12 protein-coding genes and 1 tRNA gene are annotated in these 17,525 nt (G+C 63.8%); 6 read left to right on the top strand and 7 right to left on the bottom strand.

Annotation, left to right across the window (positions count from 1 at the left end):
• The first annotated feature begins 4 nt into the window (after nt 1-4).
• From QFZ41_RS04245 to QFZ41_RS04225, 5 genes are all read left to right on the top strand, one after another.
• Nucleotides 5-3,676 (top strand): pilus assembly protein, encoded by a 3,672-nt coding sequence (locus tag QFZ41_RS04245; protein WP_429197603.1) that lies wholly within the window; start codon nt 5-7, stop codon nt 3,674-3,676.
• Nucleotides 3,666-4,121: a type IV pilin protein gene (locus tag QFZ41_RS04240; protein WP_429197602.1), complete on the top strand. Its 456-nt coding sequence runs from the start codon at nt 3,666-3,668 to the stop codon at nt 4,119-4,121. Before QFZ41_RS04245 ends, QFZ41_RS04240 begins: the two co-directional genes overlap by 11 nt.
• Nucleotides 4,122-4,128: 7 nt before the next feature.
• Nucleotides 4,129-4,725 (top strand): GspH/FimT family pseudopilin, encoded by a 597-nt coding sequence (locus QFZ41_RS04235; RefSeq protein WP_429197601.1) that lies wholly within the window; start codon nt 4,129-4,131, stop codon nt 4,723-4,725.
• Nucleotides 4,726-4,775: 50 nt separating this feature from the next.
• Nucleotides 4,776-4,850 (top strand) — tRNA-Val (locus QFZ41_RS04230).
• A gap of 97 nt (nt 4,851-4,947) precedes the next feature.
• Nucleotides 4,948-5,280: a lipid-A-disaccharide synthase N-terminal domain-containing protein gene (locus QFZ41_RS04225; protein ID WP_371022045.1), complete on the top strand. Its 333-nt coding sequence runs from the start codon at nt 4,948-4,950 to the stop codon at nt 5,278-5,280.
• A 118-nt stretch (nt 5,281-5,398) separates the two neighbouring features.
• On the opposite strand, the gene metH is transcribed toward QFZ41_RS04225, so the two are convergent.
• Genes metH through QFZ41_RS04210 form a run of 3 tightly spaced genes read right to left on the bottom strand, consistent with a single transcriptional unit; the run spans nt 5,399 to nt 10,119 of the window.
• Nucleotides 5,399-8,098 (bottom strand): methionine synthase, encoded by a 2,700-nt coding sequence (metH, locus tag QFZ41_RS04220; protein WP_429197600.1) that lies wholly within the window; start codon nt 8,096-8,098, stop codon nt 5,399-5,401.
• Nucleotides 8,095-9,177 carry a homocysteine S-methyltransferase family protein gene (locus QFZ41_RS04215; protein WP_429197599.1) on the bottom strand — a complete coding sequence of 361 codons (1,083 nt, stop codon included), beginning with the start codon at nt 9,175-9,177 and terminating at the stop codon, nt 8,095-8,097. The genes metH and QFZ41_RS04215 overlap by 4 nt, the downstream gene beginning before the upstream one ends.
• Nucleotides 9,178-9,192: 15 nt before the next feature.
• A complete protein-coding gene (locus QFZ41_RS04210) occupies nt 9,193-10,119 on the bottom strand; it encodes an ArsR/SmtB family transcription factor (RefSeq protein ID WP_429197598.1) in 927 nt (308 codons plus the stop codon).
• A gap of 167 nt (nt 10,120-10,286) precedes the next feature.
• Between QFZ41_RS04210 and QFZ41_RS04205 the strand changes: the two genes are divergently transcribed.
• Entirely contained in the window at nt 10,287-11,447 is a 1,161-nt protein-coding gene (locus QFZ41_RS04205; protein WP_371022041.1) for an acyl-CoA dehydrogenase family protein, read from the top strand.
• A gap of 30 nt (nt 11,448-11,477) precedes the next feature.
• Here the strand turns inward: QFZ41_RS04205 and QFZ41_RS04200 are convergent, their stop codons facing one another.
• The 4 genes from QFZ41_RS04200 to QFZ41_RS04185 all read right to left on the bottom strand — a co-directional run bounded on the left by QFZ41_RS04200 (nt 11,478) and on the right by QFZ41_RS04185 (nt 17,318).
• Nucleotides 11,478-11,861 (bottom strand): VOC family protein, encoded by a 384-nt coding sequence (locus QFZ41_RS04200; RefSeq protein ID WP_429197597.1) that lies wholly within the window; start codon nt 11,859-11,861, stop codon nt 11,478-11,480.
• A 265-nt stretch (nt 11,862-12,126) separates the two neighbouring features.
• Nucleotides 12,127-15,429: a multidrug efflux RND transporter permease subunit gene (locus tag QFZ41_RS04195; RefSeq protein ID WP_429197596.1), complete on the bottom strand. Its 3,303-nt coding sequence runs from the start codon at nt 15,427-15,429 to the stop codon at nt 12,127-12,129.
• 12 nt (nt 15,430-15,441) lie between these two features.
• A complete protein-coding gene (locus QFZ41_RS04190) occupies nt 15,442-16,665 on the bottom strand; it encodes an efflux RND transporter periplasmic adaptor subunit (RefSeq protein ID WP_429197595.1) in 1,224 nt (407 codons plus the stop codon).
• Nucleotides 16,662-17,318 carry a TetR/AcrR family transcriptional regulator gene (locus QFZ41_RS04185; RefSeq protein WP_429197594.1) on the bottom strand — a complete coding sequence of 219 codons (657 nt, stop codon included), beginning with the start codon at nt 17,316-17,318 and terminating at the stop codon, nt 16,662-16,664. The genes QFZ41_RS04190 and QFZ41_RS04185 overlap by 4 nt, the downstream gene beginning before the upstream one ends.
• Nucleotides 17,319-17,525: the final 207 nt, after the last annotated feature.

Genomic DNA, 17,525 nt, shown 5'->3' with positions numbered 1-17,525 from the left:
CCTCATGAACGCATCTCAACCACTTCGTCGTTTCGGTGCGTTTCTTGGAGCGCTAACCATCTGCGTGCTTGCCGCGCCCATGGCGACGTCACAAGCACAGACAACGACCACGTACTACACGACCGACCTCAGTACGGCCCCGCCGGATCTTACGGTAGCGGTAGCGCCGAACATCGCAGTCACCTTTGATGATTCCGGCTCGATGGGCGCATCGAACCTTCCGGATACGTTGGACGGTTCCACCGGCCAGTATTATTACTATTCTTCCAATTCGAACTCGCAGTACTACAACCCGAATATCACATACACGCCGCCGCTACAGGCGGACGGCCAGACGCCTTTCACCACGTATCCCTATACGGCGGCGCCTCGTGACGGCATATGTGCGACGCTTGGTACCTGCACGGCCAACATCGTGAATCTAAGTACCGCTTTTCGCACGGGCTTCTACACGATTACCTCGTCAGGCGTGGGCGCTAACAGCATGGGCTCCACCGTTAGTAGCGTCATCGCGGGTGGTCAGAGCGGCGGGTTCTACTACGACTGCCCGATAGTCAACAGCAATACGAATTGTGCGATTCGGTTGATGTCGGCCTCCACGGTGACCGACGCACAGAGACAGAACTTCGCCAATTGGTACTCCTACTACAGAACGCGCAATCTGATGACGCGGTCGGCCCTTGCAAACGTCTTCGCAGGCTTGGGCACCAGCATCCGAGTCGCATTCCAGAACTTGAACAATACGAAGTATTGGCTCACGCCGGGTACCACCACGTTCGATGCCTTTAGTGGGACGGCGCGCAGTTCGTTTTTTACGTGGTTGTACCAAATCGGATCGAGCGGTGGCACGCCTAGCCGAGTCGCTATCGAGCGCGCTGGCGCCATCTTCAAGTACGGCCAGGGCGTCACGGGCAACACCAATCCTTACTGGGAACCCAATGTAGGCCCCAATTCTGCAGGCATGGAGTTATCCTGCCGCCTGAACTACAGCCTTCTCGTGACTGACGGTTACTGGAATGGCGACGATCCTGGGAAAAGATCTCCCACAGCGCGCACGGCAGTCACCTTGCCGGATGGTACGTCGTACAGCGGGGCAACCAATGGCGACGCGGTTTCCAAGATTTTCTGGAACGTGCCGGCCACTACATATTCGACCCTGTCGGATCTGGCCTTCTATTACTGGGCGACCAATCTGAGGCCCGATTTCACGAGTGGGGGCAAGCCGAAACTCGATGTGCCGCCGTCCTTTACCGACTATACCGATCAGAATGGCAAGCCCGTCAACTGGGACGGTACCGGCACGCCGCCCGTATCGCTCTTCTTCAACCCGAAGAACGATCCTGCGACGTGGCCGCACGTAGTGCAGTACATGATCGCGTTGGGCATCGACGGCTCGCTCGACTTCGACGGCGATTATGCGGCTTTGCGTGCGGGCACGAAGGGATGGCCGACGCCGACCGGCACAGGTAACGGGGACCTTACCGACATCGACGATACGTGGCACGCCGCCGTCAACAGCCGCGGCCAATACTTCAGCGCTCGTGATCCGGATAGCTTGGCGAAGTCGCTCGTGCAATTGTTGAATCGTATTATCTCGCGTACGAGTTCGGCAGTAGCGGGCGCGTTGAGCAGCTCTGTCCTCACCGGTAATGGCGTCACCTACCTCACCGGCTTTGACAGTTCGAACTGGAGCGGTTCGCTCGTCGCGGCTCTCGTCGACGCCAACGGCACGATTGGCAAGCAGATCTGGAGCGCGGGCGACTTGTTGACGACCCGCGCCAAGGCGGGCGACTCGCGCGTCATTCTTACCAGTACGTCACCCGGTAAGGGCGCGGGCGCCGCGTTCCAATGGACGTCGATCTCGACCGCTCTGAAGGCCATCGATGGAACCAACTTCACCGACGCCAACGGCGCTAGCAAGATCGCTTACTTGCGCGGTGATAGCAGTCTGGAAGGCACAACCTACCGTAGACGGACCTCCACATTGGGCGCGATCGTGAACTCCCAATCCGTCTATGTCGCCTTTCCTGCCAGTGGCTACTCGGATACGTTCGCCACGGGGGCTCCCGAGTCGGCGCGTGATGCGCAGGGAAACCTCTTGTACAGCTACGAAAAATTCGCCAACGATCACGCAAAGCGCGCTCCAACGGTCTACGTTGGCGCCGACGATGGTATGTTGCACGCGTTTGACGCCACGACCGATACCACACCGGCCGACTCTGTCGATGTCACGCCCTCACCCGGTCGCGAGCGCTGGGCCTACGTGCCCTATTCCGTCTATAACAAGCTGAACTATCTGACCCCCGTCAGTAATTTCACTCTCGTTCCGACAGTCGACGCGACGCCAGTGACGCGCGATGTTTTCTTCAGCACCGGGACCAAGGGCTGGCACACGATTCTCGTGGCGGGTCTGCGGCTCGGGGGGCGTGGGGTCTATGCATTGGACATTACCGATGCTTCGGCCAGTGAAGCCGATCCCGGTAGTAAGGTGCTCTGGGAGTTCAGCAATCAGACAGTCGACACGAACGGTAACAAGGTGGGCGCAAATCTTGGCTACACCTATGGCAAGCCAAATGTAGGCCGCCTCGCCAACGGAAAGTGGGTCGTCCTCGTACCGTCGGGATATTTTCCCTCGAGCAACTCGGGCGAACCTTATAAGACAGAGTCCGCGAACGATCCGGCTGCAGCGCGCAAACAGAGCTCGTTGTTCGTGCTCGACGCGCAGACCGGAGCAGTTATCCGCGAGCTCGTCACGCCCACGACAGCCACCGGCGTGTCCGGAAATATCGTGAGCTATGGACTCAGTTCGCCAGTGCTCGGCGATTATAACAACGACCAGATCGATGACGTGGCGTTTGCGGGCGACCTGAACGGCAACCTTTGGCGGTTCGATCTCTCGAATGCCAATCCTTCACAATGGAGTGTGTCCCTGGCGTTCTATTCGTCTTCGCAGGGCAAACGGCCGATTACGGTGATGCCCCGTTTGTTCGCAGATCCCGCTTCTTCTTATTTCATGGTCGTGTTTGGCACGGGCAAGTATCTGGGTGGCAGCGACAATACGATCGATACCTCGACGGTGACGCAATACGTCTACGGTATTCGTGACCGTGGCCCGGGAAGCACGGCCCCTGTCATCGAGGGCTCGACGAAAATGGTGGAGCAGCTGTTAACGGAGGTTGGCGACATCCGCGGCCTTACGCAAAATGCCGTGCCGGCAGTAGATGCAAACAACAATCCCTATGGTGGCTGGTTCATCAAGCTATTCACCGGCAGTTCGACGAACCAGACCAACAAGGGCGAGCGTGTGGTGGTCGATGCCACGGCGCTCTTCGATAGTGGCAGGGCGATTATCACTACGCTGCTGCCAGGTAATACTGACCCGTGCGAGCCTGTGCGCAAAGGTGCCATTCTCGTGATCGATGCTGCAACCGGCGGCGCGGCGAGCGGTGTGAGCGTTGGCGCAGCCAACCTGGGGGCGGGTTATGTGCAGGCCGGCGCGCGCGTGAACAACGTACCTATCTCCGGCTCGCTACCGGCCGCTACCGGCGTCGGCGGCGGGAAGATCGCGCTGCCCGGTCTCACCATCACGGATGCCGCAGGCAACACGTCTACCTTCAACATCGGCGATGCCGTCTGGCGTCGTCGCTCCTGGCGGGAGTTGAACAATGTGCAATGATCGGACTAGGTCGTACTTCAAGCGATGGGACAGCACCGGCCGAGGCTTCACTCTCATCGAATTGATGATCGTGGTCGCCGTCATTGCGGTTCTGGCCCTCATCGCGTTGCCCTCGTATACGCGCTACACGTTTCGCGCCCGGCGCGGAGAGGGACAGGAGTTACTATTGCGATTGGCCAACGCGCAAGAGCGTTATTATGCTACCTACAACAAATACGCCTCCGATCCTGTCACCGACCTGAAATTCGCATCGAACAAGAGCGCTGGCGGGTACTATCAGATTAGTATCGGCCAGCTGGCTGGCACCACCATGGCCACGGGGTACGTCGCTACCGCGACGGCGATTTCAACGCAAGCCAAGGATTCCTGCGGAAATCTGACCATCGACTCGCGAGGGACTAAATCGCAGACCGGCTCAGCGACCACCAATGGACGTTGCTGGTGATGCGGCCATGACGATCCGAAAGATCAAGGGCTTCACGATCCTGGAGTTGATGGTCACGCTGACCGTCCTCGGGGTATTGATGGCTATCGCAGTGCCTTCTTTTCGCGGCACGATGCGGCGCGCACGCGTCAGCAACGCCGTTAACACGATGGTGGGCGACATGCAGTTCTCACGATCGGAAGCCGCGACGCGACGTCAGTTCGTCTCGATCTGTCGAAGCGCGGATGGGAAGACGTGCGCTCTTAGTGGACCAGACTATGACGTTGGCTACCTGATGTACGCTTATGACGCGTCGGCCGCTGGGGCCAACCAGGTGTACGACGCGACAAAACACACTCTACTGCGTACGACGCCAAGCACGACCGATGTTTCGATTCAGGCTACCGACGCGAATATTGTCACGTTCGGACAGACGGGCCTGCCGGTGGCAAACGGCACCAGGACGTCGATGCAGTTCGTGTTTTGCGCGCGAGCGCCTGGGAAGACCAGTGGGGCAGGTTTAAACAACAACGAGAGCCCTGGGTCACGGGTGACCTTGGGAGTGTCTGGCTCCCTGGTGAACACTAAGTTGGCAAGCAGCGCGAACTGCATGCCGACAGGGTGACGCGGGTGATTGACCCGCTTCCAGACAGACATTATGATACCCCGCTCGATGGGCGGTTAGCTCAGCGGTAGAGCACTGCCTTCACACGGCAGGTGTCACAAGTTCGATCCTTGTACCGCCCACCATCGAATCCTGAAGACCCGGCCACGCGCCGGGTTTTCTTTTGGGTCATACCATGGTTTCCGGGGCTAAAATGCGCCGGCTCACCCAGCGGACACCGCCATGCACGAAGCCCTTGCCGACCTCCACCTGTTGACCCTCACGCCCTGGAAGATCATCGGTCTCCTGGGCACGCTGCTCTTCACCGCGCGCTGGTTCGTCCAGTTCTATGCGACCCGGAAGAACAAGAAGGTCACCGTTCCGATGTCCTTCTGGTACCTGTCGGTCAGTGGCAGCGTGCTGACCCTGGCTTACTTCATCTGGGGCAAGAACGATTCCGTTGGCATCATTCAGACGGCTTTTCCGATGATTGTGTCGTTTTACAACGTGTTCGCGCATTTGAAGCATCGCGAGCGCGGGGAGACGGTGAAGCCGGGTGGGCCGGAGGAGACTTGAGCCTGGGATCGGGTGATGGTTCGGCGAGCAGCCGATCGCCGCTTAAGCGGCTTCCCACCCGAAGGTAGGTTCAGGGGCTTCCCAGCAGTGGCGACCTACCCTAAGGCGGGAGCCGTCTTCAGTCGGGGTCGTAGTCGAGGTAGGGGGCTAGCCAGCGCTCGGCTTCGCGGCGTTCCCAGCCCTTGCGACGGGCGTAGTCCTCGACCTGTTCGCGACTGACCCGGCCGACCACGAAATACTGGCTGTCGGGGTGGGAGAAATACCAGCCGGACACGGCGGCCGTGGGGTACATGGCGAAGCTGTCGGTGAGCTGGATCGTCGTGTGTTCGGTGGCTTGCAGCAGGTCGAACAACGTCCGCTTTTCCGAATGCTCCGGACAGGCGGGATAGCCTGGGGCCGGGCGGATGCCGCGGTACCGCTCCGCGACCAGGGCGTCATTATCCAGGGCCTCGTCGGGCTGGTAGCCCCAGAACTCCTTGCGCACGCGTTCGTGCATGCGTTCGGCGAAGGCTTCCGCGAGACGGTCGGCGAGAGCCTTGAGCAGGATCGACGAGTAGTCATCGTGCACCGCCTCGAAGCGCGCCACATGCTCGTCGATGCCGATGCCCGCGGTCACGGCGAAGCCGCCGATCCAGTCCTGTACACCGCTGTCCTTTGGCGCGACGAAATCCGACAGGCAGAAGTCTGGACGATCCGCGGGCTTGTCCACCTGCTGGCGCAAGTGGTGCAGGGTGGCCATCGCCTTGCGCTTGCCGGTGCCCGCGTCGGCGTAGACCTCGATGTCGTCACCCGACTGCGCGGCGGGCCAGAAGCCGATCACGCCCTTGGCCGTGAGCCACTTCCCGGCGATGAGCTTGTCGAGCATCGCTTGCGCATCGTTGTAGAGCTCGGTGGCCTGCGGCCCGACGATCTCGTCGTCGAGGATGGCCGGGAACTTGCCGGCAAGCTCCCATGCGTTGAAGAACGGCGACCAGTCGATATAGCCGCGCAATTCGGCGAGGTCGTAGTCGTCGAACACCGTGATGCCGGGCACGCGTGGCGCGGGCGGCGTGTATGCCTGCCAGTCGCCCGTGTAGCGCTGGGCGCGGGCCTTCGAAAGGGGCACCAGTTGCTTGCCCGCGCCGCGGCTCTTGTGGCGGTCGCGCACCTCCGCGTACTCGGCGCGCACCTTGGTCATGAACTCGTCGACGAGGTCCTTGCTGACCAGCGACTGCGCGACGCCGACGGCTCGTGACGCGTCCTTCACCCACACGGTGGGGGACTTGTAATGCGGCTCGATGCGCAGCGCGGTGTGCGCGCGCGACGTCGTCGCGCCGCCGATCATCAGCGGCACGCGGAAATCCTGCCGCTCCATCTCGCGAGCGACCTGGCTCATTTCTTCCAGCGAAGGCGTGATCAGGCCGGAGAGGCCGATGATGTCGGCGTTCTCGGCGCGCGCGGTATCGAGGATCTTCTGCGTCGGCACCATCACGCCGAGGTCGATTACCTCGAAGTTGTTGCACTGGAGCACCACGCCGACGATGTTCTTGCCGATGTCGTGGACGTCGCCCTTGACCGTGGCGAGCACGATCTTGCCGTTATTCTTGCCGGCATCGCCGGAACGCAGCTTCTCTTCCTCGATATAGGGAATCAGGTGCGCCACGGCTTTCTTCATCACGCGCGCGGATTTCACCACCTGGGGCAGGAACATCTTGCCGGCGCCGAACAGGTCGCCCACCACGTTCATGCCGGCCATCAGAGGCCCCTCGATCACGTCGAGCGGGCGCCGTGCGACCAGGCGTGCCTCTTCCGTGTCCTCCACCACGAACTGGTCGATGCCGTGCACGAGCGCATGCGTCAACCGCTCGACGACGGGCTTGTCGCGCCATGCGGCGGTCTCCACCGCCACCTCGCCCTTGCCGCCCTTGTAGCGATCGGCGATCTCGAGCAGGCGCTCGGTACCATCGGGGCGGCGATTCAGCACGACATCTTCGACGCGCTCTCGCAGTTCTTCCGGCAGGTCGTCGTAGATCGCCAGCGCACCGGCGTTGACGATGCCCATGTCCATGCCCGCGGCGATCGCGTGGTAGAGGAACACGGAATGGATAGCCTCGCGCACCGGGTTGTTGCCGCGGAACGAGAACGATACGTTGGAGACGCCGCCGGACACATGCGACGAAGGGAAACGCTTCTTCAGCTCGCGCGTCGCCTCGATGAAATCCACCGCGTAGTTGTTGTGTTCCTCGATGCCGGTGGCGATGGCGAAGATGTTCGGATCGAAGATGATGTCTTCCGGGGGGAAGTCCAGCTCGTTCACCAGCAGCTCGTAGGCGCGCGAGCAGATCTCGATCTTGCGCTCCTTCGTGTCGGCCTGGCCAGACTCGTCGAAGGCCATCACGACCACGGCGGCGCCATACTGGCGAACCTTGCGCGCATGATCGAGGAAGGCGGCTTCGCCTTCTTTCATCGAGATGGAATTCACGATGCCCTTGCCCTGCATGCAGCGCAGGCCGGCTTCGATCACGCTCCACTTGGAGGAATCCACCATGATCGGCACGCGGGCGATGTCGGGCTCGGACGAGATCAGGTTGATGAAGCGCGTCATCGCCGCTTCGGAATCGATGAGGCCCTCGTCCATGTTCACGTCGAGGATCTGCGCCCCGTTCTCCACCTGCTGGCGCGCGACGTCCACCGCTTCCTCGTAACGGCCTTCCTTGATCAGCTTGCGGAACTGGGCCGAGCCGGTGACGTTGGTACGTTCGCCGACGTTGATGAAATTGAGGTCCGGCGTGAGGACCAGCGGCTCGAGGCCTGACAGGCGCGTGTATCGAATGCTCATGCGGCTTGTGCGGTGTCCTTGGGAACACGTGGCGGGTAGGGCGCCACGGCGGCGGCGATCGCCGCGATATGGGCGGGGGTCGTGCCACAGCAGCCGCCCACGATATTGATCAGGCCGTCGGCGGCGAAGTCGCGGATGGTCGCGGCCATGCTCTCCGGCGTCTCGTCGTATTCGCCGAACGCGTTCGGAAGGCCCGCGTTCGGATGCGTGCTCACGGCGCTGCCGGCGATGCGTGCGAGCATCTGCACGTGCGGCCGCAGGTCATCCGCGCCGAGCGCGCAGTTGAGGCCCACCGACAGTGGCTGGATATGCTCCACGGAATAGAAGAACGCTTCCGCGGTCTGGCCGGACAGCGTGCGCCCCGAGCGGTCGGTGATCGTGCCCGAGATCATCACGGGCACGCGCGCGCCGAGCTCGTTGAACAGTTCGCTCAGCGCGAACAGCGCGGCCTTCGCGTTGAGCGTATCGAAGATGGTCTCGACCATGATCGTATCCGCGCCGCCCTCGATCAGGGCACGCGCGGCTTCGACGTAGTTCGCGGTCAGTTCCTCGAACGTCACGTTGCGGAAGCCGGGATCGTTCACATCGGGCGAAATCGATGCGGTGCGACTGGTCGGGCCGAGCACGCCGATGACGAAGCGCGGCTTGTCCGGCGTGCGCCGGGTCATCTCGTCGCAGGCTTCGCGGGCGATGCGCGCGCCTTCGCGATTCAGCTCGGGCACGAGGTGTTCGAGGTGGTAATCGGCCTGGCTGACGCGCGTGGCGTTGAAGGTGTTCGTCTCGACGAAATCCGCACCGGCTTCGAGGTACGCCATGTGCACGCCGCGGATGATGTCGGGCTGGGTCAGCAGGAGCAGGTCGTTGTTGCCCTTGAGGTCGCCCTCGCCAGGGTGATCGTGACCGTGTTCGTGCGTGCTGTCGTTGCCGCCCGCGAAGCGCTCGCCGCGATAACCAGATTCATCCAGTTGGTGTCCCTGCAGCATGGTGCCCATGCCGCCGTCGAGGATCATGATGCGTTCGGCGAGGCCCTTCTGGATCAGGGCGACGCGATCGGGATGGAGCCAGGGAAGGTTTTTCATGGGGCGTATCTCCGCTCAGGGCTTGCGCGCGAGAAGACTGATGACTTCGAAATGGGGGGCGCGGCGTTCGCGGCTGAGGCGCTCGCAGCTGACCACGTCCAGCCCGGCCTTCCGGGCCATGGCCGTGAGACCGTCGCAGGTGAAACCGAGGTTGCGGTGGTCGAAGGGTTCGACGACGGCGCGGTGGTCGTGTTCACCGAGCGTGGAAGCGAGCAGGCGTCCGCCCGGCTTCAGCACGCGCGTCACTTCATCGAAGACTTTTTGCGGCTGCTCGGAGTAGGTGAGGGCGTGCAGCAGCAGGACAAGATCGAACTGCCGGCCGCCCAGGTCGAGCGCATGCATGTCGCCCGTGCGCACGTCGACATTGGTGAAGCTCGACAGGCGCTGGCGCGCCGCGTCGACGACACGCTCGGAACTGTCGATGCAGACGATCGAATGCGCGTGCGGAGCGAGCAGTTCGGCAGTGACGCCGTCACCCGAAGCGATGTCCAGCACATCGCCGGTGGCGAGCAATTGCAGAAGCGACCGCGCGAGGGTTTCCCACGTGCGGCCGGGGGAATAATGCCGCTCCATGTCGCCGGCGACCGTGTCCGCCCAGCCTTCGGCACGGGCGCGCTGGGCGAGCACGGCGGGCAGGCGTTCGGCATCCTCGCGCAACAGGGCGTCGCTCAGCGTGTCGCGCAGCGAGGCGACAAGGGCGGCGAGGGTGGGATCGGCCTCGGCGTTGGCTCGATAATAGGCGGACACGCCGGCGCGGCGATCGCGCACGAGTTCAGCCTCTTTCAGCTTGGCGAGGTGCGTCGATACGCGCGGCTGGGCCAGGTGCAGCACCGCGGCCAGTTCGGCCACGGTCAGCTCCTCGCGGTCCAGCAGGGCGAGCAGGCGGACGCGGGTGGGATCGGCCAGGAGCCGGAGCACCGTGGAGGCCGTCGACAGATCCATCCAACATCCTTATATCGCGATACAGAGATACGTAGAATGCGGCCTGCGCGGCCGGGCGTCAAGCCATGTTGCAGTGCACGGCGGCGGTAGATCGAACGACCGTTACAATGGTGGGCTTGTCTCCACCCCAAGACTTTGCCGCCCGTCAGGCCGGCGCGAGGAACACCATGGATTTCCGCTTTACCGACGACCAGCTGTCGATCCAGTCCATCGCCCGCGATTTCGCACAGAAACGCATCGCCCCCGTGGCCGCCGAATTCGACGCGAAGGGTGAATTTCCGCTCGAGAACATCCAGGAAATGGGCCAGTTGGGCCTGATGGGCATCGAGGTGCCGGAGGCGTACGGCGGCGCGGGCATGGACCCGGTCTCCTACGTGCTGGCCATGGTCGAGATCGCCGCGGCCGACGCCGCCACCTCCACGATCATGTCGGTGAACAATTCCCTGTTCTGCAACGGCATCCTGAAGAACGGCACCGAAGAGCAGAAGCAGAAGTACGTGCGCGCCATCGCCTCGGGCGAGGCCATCGGCGCCTATGCGCTCACGGAACCGCAGTCCGGTTCGGACGCCTCGAACATGCACACCCGCGCGGTGAAGAACGCCGACGGCGACTGGGTCATCAACGGCAAGAAGAGCTGGATCACCTCCGGCCCCGTGGCGCGCTACATCGTGCTGTTCGCCGTGACCACGCCGGGGATCGGTGCGCGCGGCGTCTCCGCCTTCATCATCGACACCGCGCGGGAAGGCTTCCTCGCCGGCAAGACCGAGCCGAAGCTCGGTATCCGCGCCTCGGCCACCTGCGAAATCGAGTTCCACGACTACGTGTGCCCGAAGGAAGACATGCTGGGCGAAGAGGGCAAGGGCTTCGCCATCGCCATGGGCGTGCTCGATGCGGGCCGTATCGGCATCGCCTCGCAGGCCGTCGGCATCGCGCGTGCGGCCTATGAGGCCACGTTGCAGTGGTCGCGCGATCGCAAGGCGTTCGGGCATCCGATCGGCACGTTCCAGATGACCCAGGCCAAGATCGCCGACATGAAGTGCAAGCTGGACGCGGCCCTGCTGCTGACGCTGCGCGCGGCATGGACCAAGGCGCAGACCGACAAGAATGGCGGCCGCTTCGGCACCGAGGCGTCGATGGCCAAGCTGGTCGCTTCCGAAGCCGCGATGTGGATTACCCACCAGGCCGTGCAGATCCACGGTGGAATGGGTTACTCGAAGGAAATGCCGCTGGAGCGCTATTTCCGCGACGCGAAGATCACCGAGATCTACGAAGGCACCAGCGAGATCCAGCGCCTGGTGATCGCGCGCGCCGAAACCGGGTTGCGTTAACGCCCGGTCCGTCGTCCAGGGATGGACGGCTCAGGCGGAGTGAAAGACCGCCTCGATGTTATGGCCGTCCGGGTCGAGCACGAAGCCACCGTAATATCCCGCGTGATAGTGCGAACGCGGCCCCGGCGGACCATTGTCACGGCCGCCCGCGGCGAGCGCGGCCTCGTGGAAGGCACGCACCAGTTGCATCGACGCGACGCGGAAGGCGACATGTACGGGCGGCTGGTTCGGTTCGCCCTTGTAGATCCAGAAGTCGGGCTTGCCACCTTCGCCAAACCCGGCGACGTCGGTGTGGCCGGTGCTGGACGCCGGGAAGATCGCCAGCAACTCGTAGCCGATCGCACCCAATGCCTTCTGGTAGAACGCCTTGCTGCGCTCGAAGTCGCTGACGGTGACGCCGGTGTGATCGATCATCTGGAACTCCTGATGGGACGGGTGTTGCCGCCCACGCAGCTTATCCGCATTCCCGCTATGACTTCACGTGCGCCTTCATGTATTCGCGGAGCACGCTGTTTGTGGGAGCCAACCTTGTCGGCGAACCCGCGGCAGCGGGCCAGTTCGAGGCAAGCACCCAATCGCCGACAAGGTCGGCTCCCACCAGGGCAGCCGGTTCCCACCTGCGCGCGCCGGCGGTGCGATTCCACAAAGAAGAAGCCCGGCTTTCGCCGGGCTCCTCTTGTTACGGTCGGTCGGTTCCGCGTCGCGGGTCCGAGTCGAAGGCGGTGACGTCGCCTACATTCGGGGCGTGTGGCCCCACGTTCGGCGAGGGGTTGCCGCCATGGGGCCCCTGTCCGTCGGGATCGCCTCCATGGTGGGGCATCTTGCCGGACACCTCGTCCAGCTTGTCGCCCAGCATGCGGCGAACGCTGACGTAGAACACCGGAATCAGCAGAAGGCCGAGGAAGGTGGCGAACAGCATGCCGCCGATGACGCCCGTACCGATCGCGTGGCGGGAGTTGGCACCCGCGCCAGTGGAGATCGCCAGCGGGAACACGCCGAGGATGAAGGCCAGCGACGTCATCAGGATGGGGCGCAGTCGCAGTCTCGCGGCTTCGATCACGCCTTCGCGCAGCGTCTTGCCTTCCTGTTGCTGTTCCACCGCGAACTCGACGATCAGGATCGCGTTCTTCGCCGCCAAGCCGATGACGGTGATCATGCCGATCTTGAAGTAGATGTCGTTCGGCAGGCCACGAAGCATCGAGAAGACCACGGTGCCGAGGATGCCCAGCGGCACCACCAACAGCACGGACACCGGGATCGACCAACTCTCGTACAGCGCGGCGAGGCAGAGGAACACGATCACGACCGACAGCGCCAGCAGCAGCGTCGACGAGTTGCCGGAGAGGATTTCCTGGTACGACTGGCCTGTCCAGTCATAACCGAAGCCCTTGGGCAGTTTGTCGTTGACGATGCCTTCGACGATGGCCATCGCCTGGCCGGTGGAGTAACCCGGGGCCTGGTTGCCGACGATTTCCACGGCCGAGTAACCGTTGTAGCGGTTGAGTGTCGGTGCGGCCAGCGTCCACTTCGAGCTGACCACGCTCGACAGCGGGATCATGGCGTTGTCCAGCGCCGTGGAGGCACTGGCGACCGTCGACGAGGTGCTCGTGCCGGTCGACGACGAGGCCAGCGTGCTCGGCGTGAAGATGTGCTGGAAGGCGTCGGTGCCCATGCGATACGGCGCGTCCGCCTGCAGCATCACGCGCTTCACGCGTCCGCCGTAGGAGAAGTCGTTGACGTACACCGGAGCCAGCGTGAGCTGGATCGCGGTATAGATGTCGCTGACCGAGAGACCCATCGTCTGTGCCTGCGTACGGTCCACCTGCAACTGCAGCAGCGGTGCGTCCTCGAGCGTGTTCGGGCGCACACCCACCAGGGCGGAGTTCTGCGCGGCCGCGCCGAGGAGCATGTTGCGGGCCTGGGTCAGCTCGTCGCGCGACTGGCCGGCACGTGCCTGCAGGTACATGTCGATACCGCCGAACTGCGAGAGGCCGCGGATCGTCGGCAGGTTGACGACGAAGATCGTGGCATCGCGCACGGCCTGCATCTTGCCGTTCGCCTGCTGGATGAACTCGGTGGCCGTGAGGTCACGGTCGCCCCAGTCCTTCAGGCGGATGAAGGTCATGCCGACGTTTTCGCCCTGACCCACGAAGCTGAAGCCGGAGATCTGGAAGATGCCGTCGACCGCGGCGTCCTTTAGCAGGATGCCGCGCATGTCGCCCATGACCTTTTCGGTACGGGCCAGGCTGGAGCCCGGCGGCAGCTGCACGATCGCCAATGCGTAGCCCTGGTCCTCGTCCGGCACGAAGCTGGTCGGCAGGCGCGTGAACAGGAAGCCGCACAGCACGGCGATCAGCACGAACACCAGCATCCACCGGGGAGCGTGGCGCACCGCACCGCCGACGTGGCCGGAGTAGGTGTGCTGCACCCAGTCGAACAGCTGGTTGAACTTGCGATAGACGACGTTCTTCTTCTCGCCGTGCTCATGCCGCAGGATCGTGGCGCAAAGGGCCGGCGTGAACGACAGCGCGAGGAAGGCCGAGAAGCCCATCGACACGGCGATGGTCAGCGCGAACTGCTTGTAGATGATGCCCGACGCGCCCGGCTGCAGCGCCGAGGGCACGAACACGGCCGCCAGCACCACGGTGATCGCGATCACGGCGCCGGTGATCTGGCCCATCGCCTTGCGTGTCGCTTCCTTCGGCGAGAGTCCTTCCTCGGACATGATGCGCTCGACGTTCTCGATCACGACGATCGCGTCGTCGACCACGATACCGATCGCCAGCACCATGCCGAACAGGGTCAGCTGGTTCACCGTGAAGCCGAGTGGCGACAGGCCCAGGAAGGTGCCGAGCAGGGCCACCGGGATGACCAGGGTGGGGATGATCGTGGCGCGGAAGTTCTGCAGGAACAGCAGCATCACCAGGAAGACCAGGATCACCGCCTCGACGAGGGTGTGCACCACTTCCTCGATCGAGATCGTCACGAACTTGGTCGTGTCGTACGGAGCGAACCAGGTCACTCCTTCGGGGAAGCTGCGGGACAGCTCGTCCATCTTGGCGCGCACGGCATTGGCCACGTCCAGCGCGTTGGCGCCGGGCAGCAGCTGCACACCGAACGAACCGGTGGGCGTGCCGTTCCACTGCGCGTTGAAGCCGTAGGTCTGCGGACCCAGCTCCACGCGGGCCACGTCCTTCAGGCGCACGACGGTACCGTCGTTGTTGGCACGCAGGATGATGTCCGAGAATTCCTCGGGCGTGGTGAAGCGTCCTTCCGCCGACACCGTGGCACTGAAACCCTGGCCGTTCACGGCCGGGTCGGTACCGATCGAACCGGCGGCGAACTGGACGTTCTGCGTGCTGAGCGCGTTACGCAGGTCGCTGGCCGAGAGGCCGTAACCACGCAGCTTGTCCGGATTCAGCCACACGCGCATGCCGTATTCGGCACCGAGCTGGCGCGTACTGCCGACGCCCGGGATACGGGCGATCTGGTCGAGCACCTGCGAGGAGACGATGTCGGTCAGGCGATTGCCGTCGATGGCGGGGTTGGTGGAGGTCAACGCGATGAACATCAGGAAGTCGGGATTCGACTTCGCCACCACGACGCCCTGCTGGGTCACTTCCGCCGGAAGGCGCGGCGTCGCGAGCGACACCTTGTTCTGCACCTGCACCTGGGCGATGTCGGGATCCGTACCCGTCTCGAAGGTGAGCGTCACGGTGGCCGTGCCGCTGGAGCTCGACGCGGAACTGAAGTAGAGCAGGTGGTCGATACCGGTCAGCTGCTGCTCGATCACCTGGGTCACGGTCTTTTCGGTCGTGTCCGCGCTCGCGCCCGGGTAGGTCGCCGTGACGACGACCTGCGGCGGGGCGATGTTCGGATACGACTCGATACCCATGTTCAGCAGGGAGATCGTGCCGCAAAGGCTGATCAGGATCGCCACGACCCACGCGAAGATGGGGCGGTCGATGAAGAAACTCGGCATGAGAGAACTCCCTTACTGCTTGCCGGCGGGGGCGGCGGCAGGACCGCCCTCGGCCGGAGCCGGGGTTGCCTGCGCGGGCGATGCCTTCACCGGAGCGTTGTCGCGCGCCTTCGGCAGGCCCTGGACGATGATCTGGTCGCCTGGCTTCAGACCGCCCGTGACCACCCAATTGGCGCCGCTGAGACGATCGGTCTTGACAGGGCGGCGCACGGCGGCCGAAGGCACGGTGACGTCCTTGCCGGTCTGCGGGTCCTTCGCGTGGCCTTCGCCGACGACCATCACGTAGGCATCGTTGGCGTCGCGCAGCACCGCGGCCTGGGGTACCAGGAACACGTTGTGCAGGTCGCCCAGGGTGGCCTTCACGGTCACGAACTGGCCGGGCAGCAGGCGCAGGTCGGGATTGGCGAGCTGCGCGCGCAGGTTCACCGTGCCGGTCTGCGGATTCACCGTGGCCGAGGAGAAGTCGAGCACCCCCTGCTCGCCGAAGTCGGAACCGTCCGGCAGCTGGATGCGCACGGTGGCCTTGTCCGTCGGCGAGAGCGTCGCGGCGCCGTTGGCGGCGGCGCGGCGCATGGCGTCGAGATCGGCCACCGACACGCTGAAGTTCACGTACACCTTGTCGATCTCGTCCACCTGGGTGAGCAGGGTGGTATCGCTCTGACCGACCAGGGCGCCCTCGGTCACCTGCTGCTGGCCGGCGCGGCCATCGATCGGCGAGACCACGTCGGTGAAGCCGAGGTTGATCCGCGCGGACTGGACGTTGGCTTCGGCCTGCTTCACCGAGGCGAGCGCCGTGCGCTCGTTGGCTTCCGCCGTGTCGAGGTCCTGGCGGGATACGTAGTTCTTGCCGATAAGGCCGCGTGCGCGGTCGGCCTGGGCCTTGCTGTTGACCGCCGTGGCGCGAGCGGAGGCGAGCACGGCCAGCTGCGAGTCCAGTTCGGCCTTGAGCGGCTGCGGATCGATCTGGAACAGCTTCTGCCCGGCCTTGACGTCCGTACCTTCCTCGTAGAGGCGGTGCAGGAGGATGCCGGGCACGCGTGCGCGCACATCGGCGGTGCGGAATGCCGAGACGCGGCCGACCTGGTCCTGGACCAGCGGAGTGTCCTGGGGCTGGGCGGTGATGACGCCGACTTCCGGCGGAGGCGGCTGCTGGGGAGCTTCCTGCTTGTGGCAGGCGGCAAGCGCCGCGGCGAGGCCGAGGGCCAGCAGGGACGAGCGCAGGGGCAGGGGATTCATGAGAACTCCGTTCCTTTTCCAGGTTTCTTGTTCGTTCGCGCCGGCTCATCCGGGAGGATGTCGTACGCGTGCATAAATACTGTTACCGCGTGTTGGGCCCAGTCGTCCTGTGCCTTCCGGCCTCTTGCGCGGATACCGAAGAGGCGTCGATCCCCTTCCAGCCCGTGCAACATGGACAGGAACAACTCCGCGGCCACTTCCGGGTCCTCGCGGCGCATGCGGCCGTGGTCCATCGCCTCGGCCATGCAGCGCGCGAGCCGCACCGCGACCGTGTCGATCGCAGTGCGGAAGAACGTCCTCGCCGCCGCCGGAAAGCGCGGCGCCTCCGCGATCAACATGCGGCCCAGCGCCACGTGCGCGTGGTCCATCACGTAGGTCTGGTGCGCCTGGGCCAGGGCATGGAGCGTCGAGGCCAGGCCGCGGCTCTCAGGGGCAAGGCTCGCGTGGAGGGGCAAGACGAGTTGTTCGACGGCGGCGTGGAACAGGTTGTCCTTATTATCGAAGTGCGCATACACGGTTTGCTTGGACACACCCGCCTCGCGTGCCACGGCTCCCATGCTTACGCGGTAACCATCGCGCAGGAACAACGAACACGCCGCCTGTAGCACCCGCTGCTGGTGGTCCGATGCCGGGCGGGTCTCCAGGTGCGACATTAGCTGAACCTGCTGGACTATACCGTCCAGTTTAGAATTACCTCTCCCCAGCGTCAACGGGCATCGCGCACATTCGCGTCCGAATTGTTGCGATGCACGGAACGGCCGGAGGTGCCCGCCAAGCCTGCTTTCTCGAAACGAGGCCACGAGGATGCCGCAACGCGGTGAAAAAACGGCAACAGCCGATGTGATCCAGTGTGGCTACAT

Source organism: Luteibacter sp. W1I16, from assembly GCF_050434905.1.
In the GTDB taxonomy this organism is placed as follows: Bacteria; Pseudomonadota; Gammaproteobacteria; order Xanthomonadales; family Rhodanobacteraceae; genus Luteibacter.
Note: the sequence above shows the minus strand (reverse complement) of the source record. Positions and strands in the feature narration are given on the sequence as shown.

Coding starts and splice junctions, on each gene's coding strand:
- QFZ41_RS04205 (WP_371022041.1), top strand. CDS start 10,287: ATGGATTTCCGCTTTACCGACGACCAGCTGTCGATCCAGTCCATCGCC.
- QFZ41_RS04240 (WP_429197602.1), top strand. CDS start 3,666: ATGTGCAATGATCGGACTAGGTCGTACTTCAAGCGATGGGACAGCACC.
- QFZ41_RS04225 (WP_371022045.1), top strand. CDS start 4,948: ATGCACGAAGCCCTTGCCGACCTCCACCTGTTGACCCTCACGCCCTGG.
- QFZ41_RS04190 (WP_429197595.1), bottom strand. CDS start 16,665: ATGAATCCCCTGCCCCTGCGCTCGTCCCTGCTGGCCCTCGGCCTCGCC.
- QFZ41_RS04195 (WP_429197596.1), bottom strand. CDS start 15,429: ATGCCGAGTTTCTTCATCGACCGCCCCATCTTCGCGTGGGTCGTGGCG.
- QFZ41_RS04215 (WP_429197599.1), bottom strand. CDS start 9,177: ATGAAAAACCTTCCCTGGCTCCATCCCGATCGCGTCGCCCTGATCCAG.
- QFZ41_RS04235 (WP_429197601.1), top strand. CDS start 4,129: ATGACGATCCGAAAGATCAAGGGCTTCACGATCCTGGAGTTGATGGTC.
- QFZ41_RS04185 (WP_429197594.1), bottom strand. CDS start 17,318: ATGTCGCACCTGGAGACCCGCCCGGCATCGGACCACCAGCAGCGGGTG.
- metH (WP_429197600.1), bottom strand. CDS start 8,098: ATGAGCATTCGATACACGCGCCTGTCAGGCCTCGAGCCGCTGGTCCTC.
- QFZ41_RS04245 (WP_429197603.1), top strand. CDS start 5: ATGAACGCATCTCAACCACTTCGTCGTTTCGGTGCGTTTCTTGGAGCG.
- QFZ41_RS04210 (WP_429197598.1), bottom strand. CDS start 10,119: ATGGATCTGTCGACGGCCTCCACGGTGCTCCGGCTCCTGGCCGATCCC.
- QFZ41_RS04200 (WP_429197597.1), bottom strand. CDS start 11,861: ATGATCGATCACACCGGCGTCACCGTCAGCGACTTCGAGCGCAGCAAG.